We start from the raw sequence: 23,368 nt of genomic DNA, 5'->3' as shown, positions 1-23,368 counted from the left end.
GCCGGCGCTCTATATAGACAATGCCTTGCGGAATCAGGCGCCCTTGGCGACCGCGTCGAAGGCGAGCAGTTTTTCGAGGAGTCGCGGCATGTCGTTCAGCGGCACCATGTTCGGGCCGTCAGACGGGGCATTATCCGGATCCTCATGGGTCTCGATGAAGAGGCCGGCAACGCCGACGGCAACCGCGGCACGCGCCAGCGTCTCCACGAATTCCCGCTGCCCGCCGGTCGAACCGCCCTGCCCGCCGGGCTGCTGCACCGAGTGGGTGGCGTCGAACACCACGGGCGCGCCCATCGCCGCCATGATCGGCAGCGAGCGAAAATCCGAGACCAGGGTATTGTATCCGAAGGAAGCGCCACGCTCGCACAAAAGCACGTTCGGATTGCCGCTTTCGGTGATCTTGGCGAGCACGTTCTTCATGTCCCATGGGGCGAGGAACTGGCCTTTCTTGACGTTGATGACCCGACCGGTCTTCGCGGCAGCGACCAGAAGATCGGTCTGGCGGCAGAGGAAGGCCGGGATCTGCAGAACGTCGACGACAGGGGCGACGATCGCGCATTGCTCCTCGGTGTGGATGTCGGTCAGCACCGGAAAGCCGAATTCCTTCTTGAGATCGACGAAGACTTCCATCGCCTTTTCGAGGCCGATGCCCCGCTTGCCGGACAAGGACGTGCGGTTGGCCTTGTCGAAGGACGACTTGTAGACGAGCCCGATGCCGAGCTTGTCACAGATCTCCTTGGTCGCACCGGCCATCATGAAGGCATGATCGCGGCTTTCCATCTGGCAAGGACCGGCGATCAGCGAGAAGCGCTTGGAATTGGAGAAGACGACCTTGGCGGCACCTTCGCCGACGACGACTTCGGAATTGGTCGGATTGCTCATCAAACTTCCTCGAATACGAAATGCGCGCCCTGCCCCGCTTCACGCGGCACGATCAGGCGACCATCCTTGCGTGCATGGCGAACGCCATTAGCAGCCAGCAAGCGTTCTGTCACGCCGATATCGACTGTCCGAAAGACGATCGCCGCCCCCATGAGCCCACGCCCGGCATTCGGGGCGTCGAGCCCGAAATAGCCGGTGAGACCGGCAGGTGTCAGCACCTCGATCTTCGCGTTTGCCGAAGGGACGACGAGACCGAAGGAATGCGCCTCGATCTCTCGCTGGTGGAAGACGGTTTCCAGCACCTCCTGGAAGTCGGAGGGGTTTTCCTCCGTCAGCACGACCGCCGAGACGCCCGTCACGCCATTGTCGTGGCGTTCGAGCGCCGCACGATCCGCCGGCAGTGGATTGACCCGTTCGCAGGAGAAGAGGAGAAAATCGGGCGCGCGCAGGTCCGCGGCGAAGGCAAGCCTGAACGAGGCCGTCGCCTCGGTGCCATCCGGCAACCTCAAGGGCCGCGAAAAGTGCAGGATTTCGCCCGCGGAGAGGCCGTGCTCGGTATAGATCGCATGGTCCGCGGCCGCATCCGTCGAGGCAACCGCTATTCCCGACAGTCCCTCGCCGTCCGACATGCGGAAGCGGAAGGCGCGGTCGCGGGCGACGAAGACGTTGCCTTTGCGGGCGGCCTCTTCGCACGCCTCCCGGCTCGCCACGGCGAGTGGCTCCAGATAGGTCTTGTCGGAGAAAAAGACGCAGGCGTTCTCGGTGCCGAAGGGATGCAGCGCATCGGCGGCGACCGTGAAGCCGAGCACGCCGAGCCGCTCGCGCGCAGCCTTCAGCCCGTGCACGGGCAAGACGATGTGATCGACGCCACGCGGCGCCTCGATGGCAGTGGACATTCCGCTCCCTCCTTGTCGGTCACGTTTGATGTGCGCGATTTGCCTTCCCTTTGCAAGGCGAACCAGCCCCCGCCCGGCAGCAGCCCGGAACGGGTGGATGCACGGGAAAAATGCGCCGGAGCTCCAATTGCTTACCAATATTTAAGTACTTGCGGAACACATATGGAACAGATAGTGTATGTTCTGGATTTGTTTCATACGACGGGGCTCTGGATCATGCTGACGCGCAAGCAACAGGAACTGCTTCTCTTCATTCACGAGCGGATGAAGGAATCGGGCGTGCCGCCGTCGTTCGACGAAATGAAGGACGCGCTCGACCTCGCCTCGAAATCCGGCATCCACCGCCTCATCACGGCGCTCGAGGAGCGTGGCTTCATTCGGCGTCTGCCGAACCGGGCCCGGGCGCTGGAGGTGATCAAGCTGCCGGAAGCCTATTCCTCCAGCCTGCAGCCGCGGCGGGGTTTCTCGCCGAGCGTGATCGAGGGAAGCCTCGGCAAGGGACAGCCGGCGCCTGCCGCCAAGCCGCCTGCAGAGGAGCGCTCGAGTTCCGTCGCCGTCCCCGTCATGGGCCGCATCGCGGCCGGCGTGCCGATCTCGGCGATCCAGCACAACACCCACGAAATCACCATTCCGGCAGAGATGCTCGGTTCAGGCGAGCACTATGCGCTCGAGGTCAAGGGTGATTCGATGATCGAGGCCGGCATTCTCGACGGCGACACGGTCATCATCCGCAACGCCAGCAACGCAACGCCCGGCGACATCGTCGTGGCACTCGTGGATGACGAAGAGGCGACGCTGAAGCGCTTCCGCCGCCGGGGCGATTCGATCGCGCTCGAGGCTGCGAACCCGGCATACGAAACCCGCATCTTCGGCCCCGATCGTGTCAAGATCCAGGGCAAGCTCGTCGGTCTCATCCGCCGCTATCACTGACCTGTGCCATGGGAGCGCGCTTCGCGGGCTGTTCGTCGGCGAAGCTGCCGGTTCGCCAATCGTAAAGGCGATGCCGCTGCCACGGCCTGTCGAGAGTGGTGAACGCCGTGCGCTGGCGGATGTCCCGATCGTCGTAATTTCCAAGATAGAACTCGGTTGCGCCCATGCGCCGTAGCGCTTCGGCATCGATCATCCTCGCGCCGGAGCGGCAGACGCCGAAGGGTGGACGACGCGGCGTAATCACGAGGTCGGCGACGTCACATGCGACGCCGAGAAGTGCCTGATCCTCGACCGTCGCGACGCGCCATCCTTTCTCAAGCCGTGCGATACACCAGGACTTTCCGGTGCAGCGGAAGCGGCCGGGGATCGCCGCTTCGAACTGCCGCCGCATCGTCTCGCGAACGGTCCGGATCTGTCCTGCGGAAAACCGGTCCGTTCCGGTCGCCCGGACTTCGGTGACAGGATCGTCTGCGCTGCGGAGCGGGCCGAGATGATCGGGACGCGCAAGCGCGTGCTGCCATTGGGAGAAGAGGAAGTCCGCCGGCTTGCTGCGGTTGGTCGCAATCGTCCTGCCGTCGACAGCGGGCAGCCCCGCCAGCCGTCCGTCCTCCGAGACGATGAGGTCGGCGGTGTCTTCCGCCGGCAGGAGGATCGCAAGCCCGATCACCGCGGCAAGCACTGCCGCACCGATCCAGCGCAGCCGCGTATGCAGCAGGGTGAGCAGCAGGAGCCCCGTGGAGGCGAGCGGCAGAAACCAGTCCCCGAACCGGCCGAAGGATGTCCCCTCGCTCCAGCTCGCAACCGTGGTCGCGATCACGATGACGATCTCGAGGCCCTCGCCAGCGAGAATTAGAAAGGGCGTATCGAGGCCGAACGGCATGAGCAGCATTGCCGCAAGCGCCGCCGGCATCACCACCACGGAGATGATCGGCATTGCCGCGAGATTCGCGACGAGACCGTAAGGTGCCAGTCGATGGAAATGGGCGACGGCGAAGATCGCCGTCGCCAGTCCGCCGATCAGCGACGTCACGAAGGTGCCCGCCGCGAAATTCCACAGGAAGGAAAGGATCTTCCGACCGGGGAAGTCCGGCGCGTAGCGCGATTGCCGCGCTGCACCCCGTCGCCAGCCATCGTAGCCGGCAATCAGTCCTGCGGTGGCGGCAAACGACATCTGGAAGCTCGCACCGAGCACCTGTGACGGCCAAACGGCGACAATGACGATCGCCGCCAGTGCGAGGTTGCGCAGGCTGATCGCCGGGCGGTCGAACAGGACGGCAACCAGCATGATCGCCGTCATCAGAAAAGCGCGGATAGCGGAGACCTGCGAGCCGGAGATCATCAGGTAGAGGAAGGTAGCGGCCAGCGCGGCCATGGCAGCGATCTTCTTGATCGGCCAGGACTGGGCGATTGCCGGCGAGAGGCTGAGCAGCTTGCGCAGGCCGACAAAGAAAATGCCAGCGGCAAGTGCCATGTGGAGGCCGGAAATCGCTGTGATGTGCGCCAGTCCCGAAAGGCGCAGCGCCTCCGTCGTCGCCGCCGACATCGATCGCCGGTCGCCGGTGAGGATCGCGGCGGCAAAGCCGCCGGCGTCGCCCGGAACTGTTCTCCTGATTCGCTGCGTGATGTCGTCGCGGACGACAAGAAGCGTCTGCTCGGCCGCCTCCCACCATGCGCGGGCTCCGGTCGCCGGCGCCCCCTCCGCACGCGTCGGCGCTCCAAGAAAGTAGCCTACTGCGCCGATGCCACCAAAGTAGCTGGCGAACGAAAAGTCATCGAGACCGGGCAAGGCAGGGCCGGAAGGCGGCGACAGCCGCGCTCTGCCATGCAGCCTCTCACCGAGCGCAAACGGCTCGTGGCGGGCGCGGGTCATGAGCACGACCTCTTCCGGTGCTCGCCTGATCGCAGGCTCCGCCGTCGCTTCGACGCGCACCAGATAGCGCCAGTCGCCGCCCGCACCCGCCTCCCGCCGGAGCACCCGTCCCGTCACCTGCGTCGTGACCGGTGTGTCGAGAATGACCGTCTGCAGCCTGCGGACCTCGGCATCGGCAAGCAGCATTCCGGCGGCACAGAGCGCCAGCGCCGACCATGTCCGATATGCAGCAGGTCTGCCGAAGCGCGACAGCACCGCGAAGACGGTGGAGACCGCCAACAAAAGCATGGGTGCTGCAATCGGCAAGGTCAGAGGTAAGGCAAACCAGATGACAGCGCCCACCCCGAGCGCGACGGGCACGAAGAGGAAGATATGCCCGAACGCCTCCTCGCGACCGATCGCCGCGCGGCCCGACGACGAGATGGCCGTGGCTGCACGGAAAATGCGCGCAACGACGCTCTCCCGACCCGTCGCCTGTCGGACGACGAGTGCTCCAGCCGAGCGCGGTTCCGCGATAACCACCGCGTCGAGGGAGATGGCAACAGCGATCGCCGGCCCTTCCCCTGCCCCGGTCCCGGCGCGGTCTTCCGCGATCTTTTCCAAGACGGCTCCAGCCCCGATCGGACACCGGATGACGGCACCCCGGTACCGACATCGCAATGCGACAGTAGCAATCAAAGCGAGCGGACGAAAGTCGAAAACGCCCTCTGATGGCACAACAATGAGCCGCGGAAATCACGATATGTTGCTGGCATTTCGCATCGCACAATTTGCCCTTTGGCTAGCTTGGCATTAACGTCTGGATCATATAGCTAACTCGGGACGCTTAACCTGCGACGCCTTTTCGAAGGCGCCGGACCGCCAATTTCGGAGGATTAGCATGACGGAAAAAAGCGCAGCACTGGCACTTGGCGACAAGAAGGTCGACCTTCCGGTGAAGGAAGGAACCATCGGGCCGAGTGTCATCGACATCGGGGCCCTCTACAAGCACACCGGCTCCTTCACCTACGATCCGGGCTTCACCTCGACTGCGTCCTGCGAATCCAAGATCACCTATATCGACGGCGATGCCGGCGTCCTGCTGCACCGCGGCTATCCGATCGAACAGCTCGCCGAGAAAGGTGACTTCCTGGAAGTCTGCTATCTGCTTCTCTACGGCGAGTTGCCGACCGCGGCCCAGAAGAAGGACTTCGACTACCGCGTCACGCACCACACCATGGTGCACGAACAGATGAGCAAGTTCTTCTCCGGCTATCGCCGCGACGCCCATCCGATGGCGGTCATGGTCGGTACCGTCGGCGCACTTTCGGCCTTCTATCACGACTCGACGGACATCACCGATCCGCACCAGCGCATGGTCGCGTCGCTGCGCATGATTGCCAAGATGCCGACGATCGCCGCCATGGCCTACAAGTACCACGTCGGGCAGCCCTTCGTTTACCCGAAGAACAACCTCGACTACGCGGCAAACTTCCTGCACATGTGCTTCGCAGTACCCTGCGACGACTACAAGGTCGACCCGGTGCTCGCCCGCGCCATGGACCGGATCTTCATCCTGCATGCCGATCACGAGCAGAACGCCTCGACGTCGACCGTCCGTCTCGCCGGCTCGTCGGGCGCCAACCCGTTCGCCTGCATCGCAGCCGGCATCGCCTGCCTCTGGGGTCCGGCCCACGGCGGCGCCAACGAAGCAGCCCTCAACATGCTGCAGGAAATCGGCTCCGTCGATCGCATTCCGGAATTCATCGCCCGTGCCAAGGACAAGAACGACCCGTTCCGCCTGATGGGCTTCGGTCATCGCGTCTACAAGAACTATGATCCGCGCGCGAAGATCATGCAGAAGACCATGTACGAGGTCCTCGAAGCGACCGGTCACGGCGACGACCCGCTGATGAAGGTCGCACTCGAACTCGAGAAGATCGCCCTCAACGACGACTACTTCATCGAGAAGAAGCTCTATCCGAACGTCGACTTCTACTCCGGCATCACGCTGCGTGCGCTCGGCTTCCCCACCACCATGTTCACCGTTCTCTTCGCGCTTGCCCGCACCGTCGGCTGGATCGCCCAGTGGAACGAGATGATCGAGGATCCGCAGCAGCGTATCGGTCGTCCACGCCAGCTCTACACCGGCGCACCGAGGCGCGACTACGTTCCGGTTTCGCAACGCTGAGAACGCAGTCAAGGCAGTAACACAGGGCCCGGCAGACCAAGGTCTTCCGGGCCTTTTCTTATTGCGCTTTGCTGTCGTCGTTGCCGCGCTTCATCGACTCCTGCCGGCGCAACAGCCACTTGTCGACTTCACTCACCGCGAGAAGCGGTGCTGTGGCGACGAGCAGCAACAGCCACTGCTCCAGCGAAATCGGCGCGATTTCCAGGAGGTCGTTGACGCCCGGCACATACATGGCGCCGATGTGCAGCGCCTGCGAACCCAGGACCCCGAGCAGCAGGAACGGGTTCGAGAAATGCGACTGCCGGAAGACCGAACGGCGCTCAGAGCGGCTGTTGATACACTGGACGTTTTCGAAGAGTACGAAGAGCAACAGCAGGAGGTTGCTCGCGGCAAAATGCGACAAACCGGACGTCGTCGCCCAGTAGAAAAGTGCGAAGCCGCCGCCGCCCATGACCAGGGTCGCCAGAACGATGCGTCGAAGCATCAGCCGGTCGAAGATCGGTTCTCCCGGCCGCCGCACCGGCGAACGCAACTCGTCGCCTTCCGCGGGCTCGGTCACCAGCGCCACGTCCTGCACGCCGTTGGTGACGAGATTGAGCCAAAGCAGTTGCACGGCCGTCATCGGCATCGGCGCGCCGAGCACCATGGCAAGCAGGAAGAGCAGGACCTCGGCGGCACCCGTCGAGATCTGCATGAAGATCACCTTGCGGATGTTGTTGTAGGCGACACGCCCTTCCCGTATGCCGGCGACGATCGAGGCGAAATTGTCGTCAGTGAGGATGATGTCGGCGCTCTCCTTGGCAACCTCGGTTCCGCCGTGCCCCATCGCCACGCCGACATGGGCGTGCCTGAGCGCCGGCGCGTCGTTGACGCCGTCGCCGGTCACGGCAACATAGTGGCCGTTGCGGGCGAGAGAGCGGATGATCGCGAGCTTCTGGTCCGGTTTCACGCGCGCGAAGATGCGTCCGTGCCGGGTGATCCCGTCGAGCACGCTCTCGCCTGCGGCGACGGCGTCGGCGATCTCGTCGCCTGTCACCACGTCCGCCTCCTCGAACCGCATGCCCGCCTGGCGGGCGATCACGCTCGCCGTCGTCGGGTCGTCACCGGTGATGACGGCGACCCCGATACCGGCCTGGCGGCAGGCGTCGAGCGCGGCCGGCACTTCCGGGCGGATCGGATCCTGCATCCCGACAAGGCCGAGAAAGTTCAGGTCGATCAGCAGATGCCCGCCGTATTCGCCGTCGCCGGAAACGCCGATCTCTCCGGCGGCGAAGGCGAGCACTCTCAGCCCTTCGCGGGCCATCTCCTTGATCTGGCGGTGCACATGGATGCGGTCGATCGGCACGGCACCCTCGGTCGTCTCCATCGTCTTGCACATCGACAGCAGCAGTTCCGGCGCGCCCTTGACGAAGGCCTGCATACGATCCTCGACCTGGTGGAAGGAGGCGGCGTATTTCTGCTCAGGCTCATAAGGAATGCGCCGTTCGAGCGGAAATCTCTCGAGAAGGATCGACCGGCTGATGCCGGCCTTGTGGGCTGCGGCAAGCAGCGCCACGTCCACCGTATCGCCGACCGGCCGCCAGGTTTCGGCGCCGTCGACACTGATCTCCGCCTCGTTCGGCAGGCTCCCGACGCCGAGCAGCCGCCGCACGGCGGCATTCGGGCCATCCTTGCCGCCGTCACGGCTCTTGATGCCGCCCGACAACGGATGCGATCCGGCCTCCAGAACCCAGTGACTGTCGTCGGGCAGGCGAATATCCGTCACCGTCAGCTCGTTCAGGGTGAGCGTGCCGGTCTTGTCGGTCGCGATCATCGTGCAGGAGCCGAGCGATTCCACCGCCGGCAGATTTCGGACGATGACGTTGACGCGGGCCATGCGCCGCATGCCGATCGCAAGTGCGACCGAGATAGCGATCGGCAAGGCCTCAGGGATCGCACTGACGGCGAGGCCGATCGACATGGTGAAGAGATCGCCCACCGGCATGGCGCGCCACCAGCCGACCGCGAAAAGGAAGAGGATCGCGACGCCGACGGCGACTGCGATCCGGCGCGTGAATTCCTCCATGCGGATCATGAGTGGCGGCTTGGCCGTCGTGCGCTCGCGAATGGCGTCTGCGATCCGGCCGAGTTCAGTGCGGCTGCCGGTCGCCGTCACCAGACCCTCTCCCCGGCCGCGAGCGACGATCGTCCCCGCAAAGACAGGATCATCCGTGGACTTGTAGACGGGTCGCGATTCCCCCGTATGGGTGGCCTCGTCGCATTGCAGGTGCTCGGATGCGTCGAGCAGGATATCGGCGGGAACGCGCTGTCCGGATTCCAGCAATACACGATCACCCGGCACCAGTCCGGTTGCATCGATCACCTGACGAATGCCGTCGCGGACGACGGTCGCTCGCGGCTCCTCCAGCGCGCGAAGGGCGCTCGCGGACTGCCCCGCAGAATACTCCTGCACGGCGCCGATGATGCCGTTGATCGCCAGGACGACCGCGATGAAAAGCGCATCAGTGATCTCGCTGACGAAGGCGGAAACCACCGCCGCGACCATGAGGATGTAAATGAGGGGGCTGAGGAACTGCATGAGCAGCACCTTCAAAAACGAAGGCGGCCTGCCGACCGGCAGCACGTTTGCGCCATAGGTTTCGAGTGCAGCCACAACCTCCTGCGAGGTCAGTCCTTCTCGCCGGATGCTCACCGGTGTCTCTGCTTGAGCTGTCACCTGGAGGTTCCTCGTTCGACCGATCCGCGTCTGTGCCCCACTATAGAAAGAGCTGTGCGCATCGAACATTGATATTTGTCATAGGCAGACGACCAAGATCGGCAGCGCGGGACGGATACCCGCTGCCTCGCCCCCGCGCCGCCGGCCCAGATTTCCGAGATCACGCCTTCATTTCCTTGCGGGTTTGATTTATGGAACGTCATCTGCTTCGCCGAATGGCGAGCAAAAGAAATGAGGTTTGCGTCCCGATGCTCGTCGTCATGCGAAAGGCCGCCCATACTTGGGTGGCGAAATTCCTTCTGCTTATTCTCGCCGTCTCCTTCGGCATCTGGGGCGCATCACGATCCTTGATGAGCGGCGTTTCCGAAACGGTGGTCGCCGTCGGCGATCAAAACGTTTCGGTCAACGAGTTCCGCCTTGCCTACCAGCGGCAGCTTGCCGATCTCGGCCGCCGCTTCGGCACGCAGATCACCTCCGAACAGGCGCGCGCGCTGGGCGTCGAGAACCAGGTCTTCGCCCAGCTTGCCGCAGGTGCGGCCCTCGACCAGCTTTCGGAAGAGATGAACCTCGGGCTCTCCGAAGACCGCCTTGCCAAGCTGATTGCCGACGACCCGGCCTTCCACTCGCCGTCCGGCCAGTTCGATCGTCAGCTCTTCACGTCGCGACTGCGCAATGCCGGTCTGCGCGAGGACGACTACATCAGCGAACGTTCGAAGGTTGCCGTCCGCAGCCAGATCGTAGAGGCGACGGCTGACGGCTTCGAGCCGCCGAAGGTGCTGGTCGACGCGCTGAAGAGCTACCGTGACGAGAACCGTTCGCTCGACTATCTCCTGCTCACCAAGGCCAATATCGAGCCGATCGCTGCGCCGGACGACAAGGCGCTTGGCGCCTGGTTCGAGACCGTCAAGAGCCGCTACCGGGCGCCGGAGTATCGCAGCTTCTCCTATGTGAAGCTCGAACCGTCCGATATCGCCGATCTCTCCTCCATCTCGGACGAGGCGATCAAGCAGGACTACGAGGCCCACAAGAAGAATTACGAGATCCCCGGCACACGCACGGTCGAACAGCTGACCTTCGAAACCCGCGAGATGGCCGAGGCGGCGCAAGCCGAACTCGCCTCCGGAACGCCGTTCGACCAGCTCGTCACCGACCAGGGCAAGACGGCGAGCGACGTGCTGCTCGGCGACTTCACCCGCGAGCAGATGCCCGACCAGACCCTTGCGGACGCTGCCTTCGCCGTCACCGCGGAAGGCGGCACGACGCCGGTTGTCGAAGGAACCTTCGGGCCCGTCATCCTGCGCGTCACCAACATCAAGGAAGGCCGCACGCGCACCCTGGACGAGGTAAAGGACGACATCCGCAAGGCGCTCGCCGAGGCCGCCGCCCAGGAAGACATCATGACGATCCACGACCAGTTCGAGGATCTGCGCGCCTCCGGCTCCACGCTTGCCGAAGCTGCCACGCAGCTGAAGCTGAAGCCGGTCAGCGTCAAGCCCGTCGACCGACGCGGCCGCGACATGGCTGAAGCCGAGGTCACGCTTCCGACCCGCAACGAATTGCTGGCAGAAGTCTTCAAGACGGATGTCGGCACCGAGGCCCTGCCGCTCAACATCGGCAGCGACGGCTATCTCTGGTTCGACGTGAGCGAGATCGTGCCCGAACGCGACCGCACGCTCGACGAAGTTCGCGAGAAGGCAACGGCCGACTGGACAGCCGAACAGCAGAAGATCACCCTCGGCGCCAAGGCGGAGAGCCTCAAGGGCCGTCTCGCAAAGGGTGAGACCATTGCAGCGCTCGGCAAGGAACTCGGCCTCGCCGTCGAAACCAAGAGCGGCATTCGCCGCGCGAGCGACGACCCGATCCTCGGACGCGCGGCCGTGACCGCAGCTTTCTCCGGTCCGAACGGCACCGTTACGGCAGCTCCCGGCGCCGACCCGGAAACGCAGATCCTGCTCAAGGTGACCACGGTCAGCGAACAGCCGACGACAAACATCCTCGGTGATGATGACGCCCAGGTACTTGCGCTTGCCAAGGCCGCCGGTGACGATATCCTCGACCAGATGGTCAATCGTCTGCAGAGCGAATACGGCGTGACCATCAATCGCACGCTCGCCGAGCAGGCGATGGTTCGCTAGACCTTGGGGGAAAACGACAGCATGTCCGGACTGAAACCATTCATCGCCAAGGTCGCAATGCGCCAGGTGCTGAGCCGTAGCGAAGCCAGCGACGCCTTCGAAGTCATGATGTCGGGCGAGGCCAGTATGGCCCAGATCGGCGGCTTCCTGATGGCGCTTCGCGTGCGCGGAGAGACGGTCGACGAGATCGCCGGCGCCGTCTCGATCATGCGCTCCAAGATGGTTCCGGTCGAAGCCCCCGAAGACGCCATCGACATCGTCGGGACCGGCGGTGACGGCACCAATACCTACAACATCTCGACCCTCGCCTCGCTGATCGTCGCCGGCGCCGGTGTTCCGGTCGCCAAGCACGGCAACAGGGCGTTGAGCTCGAAATCGGGAACCGCCGACGCGCTCTCGCAACTCGGCGTCAAGCTCGACATCGATCCGGAAACCATCTCGCGCTGCATTCGTGAGGCGGGCATCGGCTTCATGTTCGCCCAGCTTCATCATCCTGCCATGCGCCATGTCGGCCCGGCACGCGTCGAACTCGGCACCCGCACGATCTTCAACATCGTCGGCCCGCTTTCGAGTCCCGCCAGCGTCAAGCGGCAGCTCTTCGGTGTCTATTCGCCCGAATGGCTGGTGCCCGGCGCCGAGGCGCTCCGCGATCTCGGACTGACGAGCGCCTGGGTCGTTCATGGAAGCGGCCTCGACGAGATCACGACGACCGGTCCGACCATGGTCGCCGCACTGAAGGACGGCGAGATCACCACCTTCGAGCTGACGCCTGCGGATTTCGGCGTCCCGGTCGTTCCGCTCGAGGCGATCCGCGGCGGTGACGGCGTCGTCAATGCGGCCGCGCTGCGTGATGTGCTTGCCGGCGCCAGGACCGCCTATCGCGACGTGGCGCTCTGCAATGCTGCGGCCTCGCTCGTCGTCGCCGGCAAGGCGGAAAACGTCCGCGAGGGTATGGTGCTCGCCAGCCGGTCGCTGGATTCGGGTGCAGCGGCTGCGGCGCTCGACAAGCTGATCGAGGTTTCCAATTCCGTCGCACAGGGCTAAGCTCGCGCCATGACCGATATCCTGAAGCGCATCGAAGTCTACAAGCGTGAGGAGATTGCCGCGGCGAAGGCGGCGGTTCCCCTTGCCGAGCTCAAGGCGATCGCCGCCGACCGGGAGGCTCCCCGCGGTTTCTTCCGCGCGTTGGCGGAAAAGCGCGCAGCCGGCCTCTTCGGGCTGATTGCGGAGATCAAGAAGGCAAGTCCTTCCAAGGGGCTGATCCGCCCGGACTTCGATCCGCCGGCACTCGCCGCGGCCTACGAGGCCGGCGGGGCGGCCTGCCTCTCGGTGCTCACTGACACGCCGAGCTTCCAGGGCAGGCTCGAATTCCTCCAGGCTGCCCGTGATGCCTGCACGCTGCCGGCGCTGCGCAAGGACTTCATGTTCGATGCCTACCAGGTGCATGAGGCCCGCGCCTGGGGTGCGGACTGCATTCTCCTGATCATGGCGTCGCTTTCCGATGCGGATGCGGCGATGCTAGAGGCCGAAGCGATGGCACTCGGCATGGACGTGCTCATCGAGGTCCATGACGAGGCGGAACTCGAAAGAGCCCTGAAGCTGACCTCGCCGATGATCGGCATCAACAACCGCAATCTGAGGACCTTCGAGGTCGACCTCGCCGTCTGCGAACGGCTTGCTGCGATGGTGCCGCCCGAGCGGCTGCTGGTTGGCGAAAGCGGCATCTTCACCCATGCCGACTGCGTCCGCCTCAAGAAGAGCGGCATCACCACGTTCCTCGTCGGCGAGAGCCTGATGCGCAAGGACGACGTGACGGCCGCGACGAAGGCGCTGCTCGGCGGTGGCGCCGGGGTCATGGCGGCGGAATGACTGACGGTCTCACACACATCGCAGCCTCGGGCGAAGCCCACATGGTCGATGTGGGTGACAAGGCCGAAACCGTTCGCATCGCCGTCGCCGAGGGCCGGATCCGCATGAAGCCGGAGACCCTTGCACTGATCCGCGAAGGAAACGCCAAGAAGGGTGACGTCATCGGTACCGCCCGTATCGCCGGCATCATGGCGGCGAAGCGGACATCCGATCTGATCCCTCTCTGTCACCCGCTGATGCTGTCCAAGGTCACCATCGACATCGACGAGGAACCGCAGCTTCCCGGTCTCAGGGTCACCGCGACGGTCAAGCTCACCGGACAGACAGGTGTCGAGATGGAAGCGCTGACCGCCGTATCGGTCACGTGCCTGACGATCTACGACATGGCGAAAGCCGCCGACAAGGGCATGGAAATCGGCGGCATCCGACTGATCGAAAAGACCGGCGGGAAATCCGGACACTATCGCAATCCCGAGGCCTCGTAGATGACCCTTCTTTCGGTCAGCGAAGCGCGTTCCAGGCTCCTCGATGCGGCGATACCGATCGGCAGGACCGAAGTTCTCAACCTCCATGACGCGGCCGGCCGCGTGCTCGCCGAAGGCCTTGCCGCGAGGCTGACCCAGCCTCCGTTCGATGCATCCGCCATGGACGGTTATGCGCTGAGGAGCAGGGATGCCGCCGTCCCCGGCGCCATTCTTCGCGTGATCGGCACGGCCTCCGCCGGCCACGGTTTTGACGGGACGGTCGGCGCAGGAGAAGCCGTGCGGATATTCACGGGAGCGCCGGTGCCGGCAGGCGCCGATGCCGTCCTGATCCAGGAAGACACCGAAAAGCTCGAAGACGGCTGCATCCGAACGACTTTTGCTGCCATTGCAGGCCGTCATATCCGGCCCCGCGGGCAGGACTTCGCCGAGGGGGAAACGGTCCTTACGGCCGGGCAGTCCCTGGACTTCGCACGCCTGACGCTTGCCGCGGCGCTGAACCATCACGAGGTCGTCGTTTATCGGCGCCCGCTCGTCGCCATTCTGGCGACCGGCGACGAACTCGTGCGGCCGGGAGAACGGCCCGGCCCCGACCAGATCGTCGGATCAAACAGTTTCGGCATTGCCGCACTGGCGCATGAGAACGGCGCAGACGTCATTGATCTCGGCATCGTGCCTGACGATCAGGCGCAGATCACCGCCGCCGTCCGCAAGGCTCAGGAGGCGGGAGCCGACGCTCTCGTGACGCTCGGCGGTGCATCGGTCGGCGACCACGACCTCGTTCAAAAGACGCTGGTCGACGCCGGGATGCGCCTCGATTTCTGGAAGATCGCGATGCGGCCGGGCAAGCCGCTGATGGTCGGTTCGCTCGGAGACATACACGTCCTCGGCCTCCCCGGGAATCCGGTTTCGAGCATGGTCTGCGGCCTGCTGTTCCTCGAACCGCTGGTCTGCAAACTCGCACGCCGGGCGCCGCGCAACCGTGAAGCGATCGCGAGAACGGCGAACGTCCTGCGCGCCAACGACCGGCGGCAGGACCACCTGCGGGCACGGCTCACCCGGGATGACGAAGGTCGTCTCGTCGCGGAGGCATATGAAAAGCAGGACTCGTCGATGATGACGACCTTCGCCAATTCGGACTGCCTGATCATCCGGCCACCGCATGCGCCGGAACTTGCCCCAGGCTCCCCCTGTTCCGTTCTGCTGCTGAGGCCGCTCGAAGGCTGAGCGGCATGCGCTCCGACGAGCGAAACCTCTGAGCCGCCCGGCTCGGGACCATATCGTTCAATATCGATAACCATATATCTTGGTCGAATCTTCACGACCAGCTGTCAGGCTGTGAGAATGATCTCCAGTTGGCTCCCGCCACCGGCGTTCATCTTTTCATGAATGGCTTTTTAGATAGCAAGATAATGCAGACGAACAGACTTTCGCTTCTTCTTCACGTCTTTCGAGGACTACTCCAAAACCGCTCCGGAAACTTCGGCATCATAACGGCCCTCCTCGTGACCGTGCTCCTTTTGGTCGCCGGCGGCGCAATCGATGTGGCCAGCGCCTATCTCGAGAAGGAGCGGCTGCAGGGACTGCTCGATAGCGCGGTGCTGGCCGCAGTGCACGAGACGGACACCGGTCGCCAGTTCGAGACGGCCAAGCAGTTCCTGGCCTCAGGCGGGGATGCGGGCGTCGACTACGGCAAGGCCCTGACGCTCACCAGAAATAGCGACGGCAGTCTCAGCGGCGTGTATGCCGGCAACAGCGACAGCCCGTTCCTGAGCCTTATCGGCCTTTCGTCCCTCGACGTGTCAGTCACTGCGACGGCCATCGCTGCCACGTCGGCGACGGCCGGAGGCCCCTGCATCTACGTGTTAGCAAGTCGCGGCCAGGACGTGCTGATCAACTCGGGTGCCAACATCACGTCCAAGGCCTGCGAGATCCACGTCCATTCGAAGGCCGCCCCCGCCTTCATCATGAATGCCGGTTCGACGATCGATACCGCAAAGTTCTGCGTAAAGGGCACCAACTACATCAAGAACGGCGGAACCATCTCCAACATGCAGGTCGGCTGTTCCGTCGATCCAGATCCCTATGCCGGCGCGCTGCCCGAGCCGAGCGTGCCTTCCAACTGCACCAGCAGCGGCTGGATCAACGACCAGGTGGTCTCGTTGAAGCCCGGCCTCCATTGCGATACGGGCTTCAATGGCAGTCCGACGATCACGTTCGAACCCGGCCTGCACATCATCCGGGGCCGGATGATCATCAACAGCAACGCGACTGTGGTCGCCGAGGGCGTGACCTTCTATTTCCCCAACGTGTACAGCGAGATCCGCATCAACGGCGGCGTCAAGTTCCGCGGCATCGCGCCGACCAGCGGTACTTACAAAGGCATCCTGATGTTCGAGAAGACGAGCAACCCGGCAAACAATCTCTATTCGCAGCAGTACATCTTCAACGGATCACTCGGCGAGACGCTGGAAGGCATAATCTACCTGCCGAACCGCGACGTCACCTACAACTCGACCACCAATCAGGTGAACCGTATTTCGATGGTCGTGAACAGCATGATCATGAACGCCGCCAACTGGCAGATCGAGCCCTTTGCCTCGTCGGGCGGCGGTTCGGGCGGCACCGCGGCGGGCGCCCGGCTGGTCAACTGACGCGCAGTCTCGTCAGCGATGATCGCCTTCGGCGGCGACCATCGCCGATGAACCGCCGCTCTCGCCTTCGAAACCGAGTTGCCGTTTGACGGCCTCCTCTATTTCGTCCTCGATCGCCTTGCGCTGGTCGTCCGGCAGCGCCGCAAGCTGTTCTTCCGTTAGGTTGTGGTCGGAGAGATAGGTCGCGCGGATCCTCTCGACGAGAGTCATCTCCGAGTATTCGAGGAATTGCGAAATGACGTCAGCCCGAGCGGCACTCTCTTCCGCCTTCTGCCGGGCCTCGTGTTCATTCTTGCGTGCCTCTAGGTCCTCCTCGCCGACGAAGGGACCAGGATTGTTCTTCTCATCCAGAAGCGCGGAGAAGGTGTCGTCTCCCGAACTCCGGGACATCGCCGTACCTGGAAGGTCCTGCGACGAGAACGTGAGCATTGCAGCGATACGCATGAGAACCTCCAAGGGTTGCGAGTAGAATGTCGCAGGAGGCTTGCATGGACCTTGGCTTCGACGCCTGCATATAGAAAACCCGGCTGTCGCAGCCGGGTTTCGTCATAGTCTCGGCGATATGGCCGTTCGTCAGACCAGACGGCTCTGTTCGACCGCTGCCTCGATGAAGCTCGCAAACAGCGGATGCGGATCGAGCGGACGGCTCTTCAGCTCCGGATGATACTGCACGCCGATGAACCACGGATGATCCGGATACTCGATCGTCTCCGGAAGCAGTCCGTCCGGCGACATGCCGGAGAAAACGAGGCCGCATGCTTCCAGCCGGTCCTTGTAGCATGGATTGGCCGCAGTTCCGCCCAATGTTGCTCAAATCGCAAACGCATTGCAAAGACAACCAAAGACGGCAGAATCAAATGCGATTGACAACCTTGCGCTGCAAATGCAAGTATTACCCTGTATACTCTTAGTCGTGATCGTTTCAATTCGGGGAGAATAGCAATGCCGACGACTGCCGAATTTGTAAATGCCCTCAAAGCGACGCCAAAGCTTATGTTTGAATATGCAAGTTCGCCCGACGCGGAAGAAATGCTGAACAAGCAAAACATCTCCGACCTAACCCCACGTTTCCGCAAATATTTCCTCGAAAGCGTCGCGAAGATCCGGGCCTACACTGTCGATCAGGCGCACGTTCTCGAAGTGAAGGCGGCGGCGGCCGACGTTCGCACGGCCGGTCTTATTCCGATGGCCAACAGCGGCAATGGAGCACCTGGCACCGGATGGTAAGCTATCCGGAAGTCGTCCGAATAGACATCACGGGCGAATGCAATCTGAGATGCCTTCATTGCCAGGCGTCGATGTTCTTGGGGCAAGCCGAGAGGGATTTGACCACATCGGAATGGAAGTCCTTTCTGCGGCAGTTCGCCGATGAAGGTGGCCTTTATGTAACCTTTCTGGGTGGAGAGCCATTCTTGCGGCGGGACCTTGTCGAGCTTATCGAATTCGGCCGCGCGCTCGGGCTTCGTTCGGCGGTAACGACACATGGTCTACTGTTGACGTCAGAGCTAATTCGGCGCTGCTTCGAGCTTGGTTGCGTACTGTCACTCAGCATCGATGGACCCGATGCCGAAAGCCACGACTACTTCAGGGGGCGCGGCACTTTCGCGAAGATTTGCCGCATCTTACGGAAGATAGAAGATGTCCGCGGGAGTGGTATTGCCGGCACGCTCGGCTTGAGCGCCACCATCAACAGCAAGAGCCACCGGAAGGTAACCGACCTATTCAACTTCGCCAAGTCCGCCTCTGCCGATTTTCTGACCATCGCACAAATCCATGGCGGAGGAAGGGCAGCGGTAAATTGGCAGCAAATCAGCATATCCGAGGCGGACTTGCGTCGGGCAGCGACCGATGTCCTTTCGGAGATGCTGGCATTACAGCAGCAGTCACATCCCTTGCTCGTACGCCCCGATTTCATCACGCACAGGCTGAAGGACGAAGTCGAACGGGAGATCGGTACGCAAGTCACCTTCCCGGCAAAGCTCGACTTCTCGGGCATTACTGAATTCTATGTCCAGCACGACGGAAACGTCTTTCCGTCCCAGCAGGTCTCCAACATGCTCCCCGACGTTCGCCAGGGTGCAGAACGCATCGGTATCACCTTTTCCGGAAACAACATACGGCAAGCAACGTTGCGGGAGATATTCGCCAGCCGGCCTTTCGAGAGATTCCGCGAACTAATGATGTCGCGTGCCTATATCGATGAATACCATGCTTGCAAGACCTGCGTGCATAAGTATGTCGATTGCATCCCTGGCATCGGGCGATACTTCGAAGGCATCGATAGCCCTCACGTCTTCTGCCAGTGACCAGAGCAAGGCCATAGCAGAGATTAGAAGGTCAAACGGCCTCGCAAATGACACGCCGGCTGATACCATTTGCCAGGCGTGTCCTTGTTCCCCGAGACGATCGGATACTCCTTCCGGATCGGTCTGACGACTGCATTCTGTGCAAGTAATGCGGCCGGACAGCAGTCGCCTATCAGACCAGACGACTCTGCTCGACCGCCGCTTCGATGAAGCTCGCAAACAGCGGATGCGGATCGAGTGGACGGCTCTTCAGCTCCGGATGGTACTGGACGCCGATGAACCACGGATGATCCGCATATTCGATGGTCTCCGGAAGCAGCCCGTCCGGCGACATGCCGGAGAAGACGAGGCCGCATGCTTCCAGCCGGTCCTTGTAATCGACATTGACCTCGTAGCGGTGGCGATGACGCTCCGAAATCTCGGTCGAGCCGTAGATCTCGGCGATCTTCGTACCCTTCTTGAGCGAGGCCTTGTATGCGCCGAGGCGCATCGTGCCGCCGAGGTCGCCGGAGGCGGCGCGCTTCTCAAGCTGGTTGCCCTTCATCCATTCGGTCATCAGGCCGACAACCGGTTCGTCGGTCTTGCCGAATTCGGTCGAGGAGGCCTTCTCGATGCCGGCGAGGTGACGGGCCGCTTCAACCACCGCCATCTGCATGCCGAAGCAGATGCCGAAATAGGGAACCTTGCGCTCGCGCGCGAACTGGGCGGCGAGAATCTTGCCTTCCGATCCGCGCTCGCCGAAACCACCCGGCACCAGGATGCCGTTGACCTTTTCGAGATACGGAGCCGGATCTTCCTTCTCGAAGACCTCCGATTCGATCCATTCGAGCTTGACCTTGACGCGATTGGCGATGCCGCCGTGATAGAGCGCCTCGATCAGCGACTTGTAGGCGTCCTTGAGGCCGGTGTACTTGCCGACGATCGCGATCGTCACCTCGCCTTCCGGCGTGCGGATGCGGTTGCAGACCTCTTCCCACTGCTCCAGCCGCGGCTTCGGCGCGGGCTCGATCCCGAAGGCGGCCAGCACCTCGTTGTCGAGGCCTTCCTTGTGGTAGGCCATCGGCACGTCGTAGATGTTCGCGACGTCAAGCGCCTGGATGACGGCCGAAGGACGGACGTTGCAGAAGAGCGAGAGCTTGCGGCGCTCGGCTTCCGGGATTTCGCGGTCTGCCCTGACCAGCAGGATGTCGGGATGAATGCCGAGCGCCTGCAGCTCCTTGACCGAATGCTGCGTCGGCTTGGTCTTCAGTTCGCCGGCCGCCGGGATATAGGGCATCAGCGTCAGATGGACGTAGACGGCGGTGCCGCGCGGGAGCTCGTTGCCGAGCTGACGGATCGCCTCGATGAACGGCATCGCCTCGATGTCGCCGACCGTGCCGCCGATCTCGCAGATCACGAAATCGTAGTCCTCGTTGCCCTCGACGACGAAGTCCTTGATCTCGTTTGTGACGTGCGGAATGACCTGAACGGTCGCGCCGAGGTAGTCGCCCCGACGCTCCTTGTCGATGATGTTCTTGTAGATCCGACCGGTGGTGATGTTGTCGGTCTTCGTCGCTGAACGGCCGGTGAAACGCTCATAGTGACCGAGGTCGAGGTCGGTTTCCGCCCCGTCGTCAGTGACGAACACTTCGCCGTGCTGGGTCGGGCTCATCGTGCCCGGGTCGACGTTGAGATAGGGGTCCAGTTTGCGCAGGCGCACGCGGTAGCCCCGCGCCTGCAACAATGCTCCGAGTGCCGCGGCCGCGATGCCCTTGCCTAGAGAGGAAACCACGCCGCCTGTGATGAATACATATCGCGCCATGGGAGTCACCGGATACCTTTTCGAGACTGATTCCGCTAGCCAAAAAAGATCGTTTCCCGTCTTTTTTCTGAGGCGAGGCGAAATACTTGACAAAAGAAAACCGGCGGACCCGAGAGCCCGCCGGAGTGGAGATTGAAAGCCCGATCAGTTGCCGGTCGGAACGGCGTTCGGGTCGGCCGGCTTCTGGGCCGGGGCCTCACCCTGCGTGCCTGTGGCCGGAGCCGTAGTGCCGGCGGCCGGAGCAGTCGTGCCCGAAGCGGGGACCGTCGTGCCCGAGGCCGGAGCCTGCGCGCCGCCGAGCTGGTCGAGAACGTTGGAGCCGTTGGAGGTACCAGCCGGAATGCGGTCGAGGATGTCGGTCGGCTTCGCCTCGTAGCGGGCGAGAATGCCAAGGCCGAGCGAGGTGATGAAGAACAGCGTCGCCAGGATTGCCGTCGTGCGGGTCAGCGCGTTCGCGGTGCCGCGTGCCGACATGAAACCGGAGCCGCCGCCGATGCCGAGGCCGCCGCCTTCGGACCGCTGGATGAGCACGACGCCGACGAGCGCCAGCACGATCATGAGATGAATGACAATCAAAACGGTCTGCATGGATGTTCCATCCTGCCCATGGGCAAAATCTGAAAGGATTGGCGGCTCTTTACATGAGAGGTCGCATCAAAGAAAGCCCCTCGGCACCAAATCAGGCGAGGAGTTCGCCATAGACGCCGTATATGGCGAGGAAGTCGGCGGCCTTCAAGCTCGCTCCGCCGATCAGCGCGCCGTCGACATTGGCGACCGCCATCAGTTCCTTGGCGTTCGAAGGCTTGACCGAGCCGCCGTAGAGAATGCGCATCTTCTCGCCCTCGGCACCGAAGCGCTTCACGAGTTCGGAACGCATGAAAGCGTGGGCTTCCCGGACGTCCTCGACCGTCGGTGTGAGACCGGTGCCGATCGCCCAGACCGGCTCGTAGGCGATGACGGTGTTCGCCGCCGTTGCTGCGTCCGGGAGCGATCCGGCAAGCTGGCCCTTCAGCACGTCGAGCGTGCGACCGGCCTTGCGTTCCGCCTCGGTCTCGCCGATGCAGACGATCGCGACGAGTTCGGCCGCATGGGCGGCCTCCGCCTTCGCCCGGACGAGATCGTCGGTCTCGGCATGGTCGGTGCGGCGTTCCGAGTGGCCGACGATGACGTAGGTTCCGAAGCAATCCGCGATCATCTCAGCCGAAATGTCACCCGTGTGGGCACCCGAGACGTTCTGGTGGCAATCCTGCGCGCCGATCGCCAGCGGGCTGTCGTCGCAGAGCGCCGTCGCGACATAGAGCAGCGTCGCCGGCGGGCAGATCAGGCTTTCTACCTTTTCCGACAGGGGTGATTTCACGCCTTCCGCAATCGCCTTGATCTGGTCGAGCGAGGCACGCGTGCCGTTCATTTTCCAGTTTCCGGCGACAAGCGGACGAACATTCGGTGTCATGGCAAACTCCTACCCCTCTCTAACGTCCCTGCCCGACTAGCAAATGCGGCGATGAAAGGAAAGCGGCCACGCTGGATTTGCAGGACAAAGCGGCCGATATCGCAATAGGTGACCCCACGGTCGGGAGCGAGCGCCTGTCGCCTTACCGGGCCAGGATCCAGTTGAGGATTTCCCGCCAGTCGCTCATGCGCACGGGTGTACCGTGGGAGCCGGTTTGAAAGAGGGTAAAGCGTGTCGGATATTTCTCGCCATGCAGGCGCCGGTAGAGCGCGACCTGGTCGTCGGCCACATAGACGCTGTCGCGGCTGCCATGGGTGAAGAACAGCGGAAGCTTCCGCTTGTAGGCGGCGCTGCCGATGAAGGCCGGATCGGTCGCGCCGCCGAGGATCGCCATGCCTGCGAGCCTCTCGACGCTTGCCGCATCGCGCGCAATCCCCCAGCAGATGAAGCTGCCCATGGAGGCGCAGGCAAGCACGGCCGGCCTTCCGGAGGACTGTGCTGCGCTGAAGCGGATCAGATCGGCGATCGCCGCTACCCCGTCGCTGTCGAAAGAGGGAACGCTCGGTGCATAGTAGGTGCCGCCGTTCTCGACGGCGAGGTTCTTCAACCGGTTGAAGTTTCCGCCGAAGGTGAAGTCGTTCGCGCCCAGCCTGCGGTCGCCGCCGCGTCCGTGGATGAAGATCACGGTGAAGCGGCTCCCTTCGGCGACGCCGGTCCGCGTGACTGCGAGCTTCCGTGTGCCGAGCTCCAGGGTCTCGTCGACCTGCTGGCGCCGCACCCCGAGCGACACATAGGCGGACTTCACTCTGCGTTCGGGGATCTGGTCGCGGCCGTTGATGTCGCGCATCTCCTGATAGTCGACAACCTTGAAGTCGCCGCCATCGCCGGTCTCGATCACCGTCTGGCTGGAAAAGAGTTCGTCCTTGAAGGGCTGGAGCGCTTCGGAACCGGCGTTCGTCGCGCCTGCAAGGAACAGCAATGCACCGAAAGCGCGAGCAAGGCGGAAATGAGCTGTGGACATCTCGACGACCGTCGCCTCCTTGCCGGAACGCGCCTTGCCATTGCCGGCCGGCGACCGCAAAGCTTGCCTGAACGAACGCGGCGCCGGTCCGGCCACGTCGCGCCTGCGCCGCCTTTCTGGCACAATTTAAGTGATTCGCAAGGGCGATCAGGCGTGGACGCCATGCTGGTTCCGCCCAACGAAATA

At 63.1% G+C, this 23,368-nt stretch carries 19 protein-coding genes and 1 pseudogene; 10 read left to right on the top strand and 10 right to left on the bottom strand.

The window, feature by feature from the left end:
* Positions 1 to 33 precede the first annotated feature (33 nt).
* The gene (kdsA, locus tag NHF53_RS09000; protein ID WP_252833894.1) at positions 34 to 882 is read right to left on the bottom strand and encodes a 3-deoxy-8-phosphooctulonate synthase; all 849 of its coding nucleotides are present in this window, start codon (positions 880 to 882) and stop codon (positions 34 to 36) included.
* Positions 882 to 1,778, bottom strand: coding sequence for a VOC family protein (locus tag NHF53_RS08995; protein ID WP_252833893.1), 897 nt, complete (start codon positions 1,776 to 1,778; stop codon positions 882 to 884). The genes kdsA and NHF53_RS08995 overlap by 1 nt, the downstream gene beginning before the upstream one ends.
* A 216-nt stretch (positions 1,779 to 1,994) precedes the next feature.
* Here NHF53_RS08995 and lexA point away from each other — a divergent pair, with 216 nt between their 5' ends.
* Complete coding sequence (lexA, locus tag NHF53_RS08990; RefSeq protein WP_252834947.1) at positions 1,995 to 2,708, top strand: transcriptional repressor LexA; 714 nt, start codon at positions 1,995 to 1,997, stop codon at positions 2,706 to 2,708.
* On the opposite strand, the gene NHF53_RS08985 is transcribed toward lexA, so the two are convergent.
* Positions 2,689 to 5,181, bottom strand: coding sequence for a ComEC/Rec2 family competence protein (locus tag NHF53_RS08985; protein WP_252833892.1), 2,493 nt, complete (start codon positions 5,179 to 5,181; stop codon positions 2,689 to 2,691). The two genes, lexA and NHF53_RS08985, sit on opposite strands and share 20 nt — an antisense overlap.
* Before the next feature lie 277 nt (positions 5,182 to 5,458).
* On the opposite strand from NHF53_RS08985, the gene gltA reads away from it, so the two are divergent.
* A complete protein-coding gene (gltA, locus tag NHF53_RS08980) occupies positions 5,459 to 6,748 on the top strand; it encodes a citrate synthase (RefSeq protein ID WP_114363191.1) in 1,290 nt (429 codons plus the stop codon).
* A 58-nt stretch (positions 6,749 to 6,806) separates the two neighbouring features.
* Here gltA and NHF53_RS08975 read toward each other — a convergent pair whose 3' ends face one another.
* Entirely contained in the window at positions 6,807 to 9,464 is a 2,658-nt protein-coding gene (locus NHF53_RS08975) for an HAD-IC family P-type ATPase (RefSeq protein ID WP_252833891.1), read from the bottom strand.
* A 248-nt stretch (positions 9,465 to 9,712) separates the two neighbouring features.
* Between NHF53_RS08975 and NHF53_RS08970 the strand changes: the two genes are divergently transcribed.
* From NHF53_RS08970 to NHF53_RS08945, 6 genes are all read left to right on the top strand, one after another.
* The gene (locus tag NHF53_RS08970; protein WP_252833890.1) at positions 9,713 to 11,599 is read left to right on the top strand and encodes a peptidylprolyl isomerase; all 1,887 of its coding nucleotides are present in this window, start codon (positions 9,713 to 9,715) and stop codon (positions 11,597 to 11,599) included.
* Between the two features lie 21 nt (positions 11,600 to 11,620).
* On the top strand, positions 11,621 to 12,643 hold the full coding sequence (gene trpD / locus NHF53_RS08965; protein ID WP_252833889.1) for an anthranilate phosphoribosyltransferase: 1,023 nt from the start codon (positions 11,621 to 11,623) through the stop codon (positions 12,641 to 12,643).
* A gap of 9 nt (positions 12,644 to 12,652) precedes the next feature.
* Positions 12,653 to 13,468, top strand: a complete 816-nt coding sequence (trpC, locus tag NHF53_RS08960; RefSeq protein ID WP_252833888.1) for an indole-3-glycerol phosphate synthase TrpC — start codon at positions 12,653 to 12,655, stop codon at positions 13,466 to 13,468.
* Complete coding sequence (moaC, locus tag NHF53_RS08955) at positions 13,465 to 13,953, top strand: cyclic pyranopterin monophosphate synthase MoaC (protein WP_252833887.1); 489 nt, start codon at positions 13,465 to 13,467, stop codon at positions 13,951 to 13,953. The genes trpC and moaC overlap by 4 nt, the downstream gene beginning before the upstream one ends.
* Positions 13,954 to 15,177 (top strand): gephyrin-like molybdotransferase Glp, encoded by a 1,224-nt coding sequence (gene glp / locus NHF53_RS08950; RefSeq protein ID WP_252833886.1) that lies wholly within the window; start codon positions 13,954 to 13,956, stop codon positions 15,175 to 15,177.
* A 185-nt stretch (positions 15,178 to 15,362) separates the two neighbouring features.
* The gene (locus tag NHF53_RS08945) at positions 15,363 to 16,604 is read left to right on the top strand and encodes a TadE/TadG family type IV pilus assembly protein (RefSeq protein ID WP_252833885.1); all 1,242 of its coding nucleotides are present in this window, start codon (positions 15,363 to 15,365) and stop codon (positions 16,602 to 16,604) included.
* A 12-nt stretch (positions 16,605 to 16,616) separates the two neighbouring features.
* Here the strand turns inward: NHF53_RS08945 and NHF53_RS08940 are convergent, their stop codons facing one another.
* The gene (locus tag NHF53_RS08940; RefSeq protein WP_252833884.1) at positions 16,617 to 17,048 is read right to left on the bottom strand and encodes a hypothetical protein; all 432 of its coding nucleotides are present in this window, start codon (positions 17,046 to 17,048) and stop codon (positions 16,617 to 16,619) included.
* A gap of 129 nt (positions 17,049 to 17,177) precedes the next feature.
* Positions 17,178 to 17,390: pseudogene (locus tag NHF53_RS08935) on the bottom strand (CTP synthetase); the annotation flags it as partial.
* A gap of 156 nt (positions 17,391 to 17,546) precedes the next feature.
* Between NHF53_RS08935 and NHF53_RS08930 the strand changes: the two are divergent.
* Both NHF53_RS08930 and NHF53_RS08925 read left to right on the top strand, forming a co-directional pair.
* Complete coding sequence (locus tag NHF53_RS08930) at positions 17,547 to 17,831, top strand: hypothetical protein (protein WP_252833883.1); 285 nt, start codon at positions 17,547 to 17,549, stop codon at positions 17,829 to 17,831.
* A complete protein-coding gene (locus NHF53_RS08925; protein ID WP_256481254.1) occupies positions 17,825 to 18,910 on the top strand; it encodes a radical SAM protein in 1,086 nt (361 codons plus the stop codon). Before NHF53_RS08930 ends, NHF53_RS08925 begins: the two co-directional genes overlap by 7 nt.
* A 172-nt stretch (positions 18,911 to 19,082) precedes the next feature.
* Here NHF53_RS08925 and NHF53_RS08920 read toward each other — a convergent pair whose 3' ends face one another.
* From NHF53_RS08920 to NHF53_RS08905, 4 genes are all read right to left on the bottom strand, one after another.
* A complete protein-coding gene (locus NHF53_RS08920) occupies positions 19,083 to 20,720 on the bottom strand; it encodes a CTP synthase (RefSeq protein ID WP_308218640.1) in 1,638 nt (545 codons plus the stop codon).
* A 135-nt stretch (positions 20,721 to 20,855) separates the two neighbouring features.
* A complete protein-coding gene (gene secG, locus NHF53_RS08915; RefSeq protein WP_252833881.1) occupies positions 20,856 to 21,299 on the bottom strand; it encodes a preprotein translocase subunit SecG in 444 nt (147 codons plus the stop codon).
* A 91-nt stretch (positions 21,300 to 21,390) separates the two neighbouring features.
* A complete protein-coding gene (gene tpiA, locus NHF53_RS08910; protein ID WP_114363180.1) occupies positions 21,391 to 22,161 on the bottom strand; it encodes a triose-phosphate isomerase in 771 nt (256 codons plus the stop codon).
* Positions 22,162 to 22,303: 142 nt separating this feature from the next.
* Complete coding sequence (locus tag NHF53_RS08905) at positions 22,304 to 23,182, bottom strand: alpha/beta fold hydrolase (protein ID WP_252833880.1); 879 nt, start codon at positions 23,180 to 23,182, stop codon at positions 22,304 to 22,306.
* Positions 23,183 to 23,368: the final 186 nt, after the last annotated feature.

The sequence above is a fragment of the Ciceribacter sp. RN22 genome (genome assembly GCF_024054295.1).
GTDB classification, from domain to species: domain Bacteria; phylum Pseudomonadota; class Alphaproteobacteria; order Rhizobiales; family Rhizobiaceae; genus Allorhizobium; species Allorhizobium lividum.
Note: the sequence above shows the minus strand (reverse complement) of the source record. Positions and strands in the feature narration are given on the sequence as shown.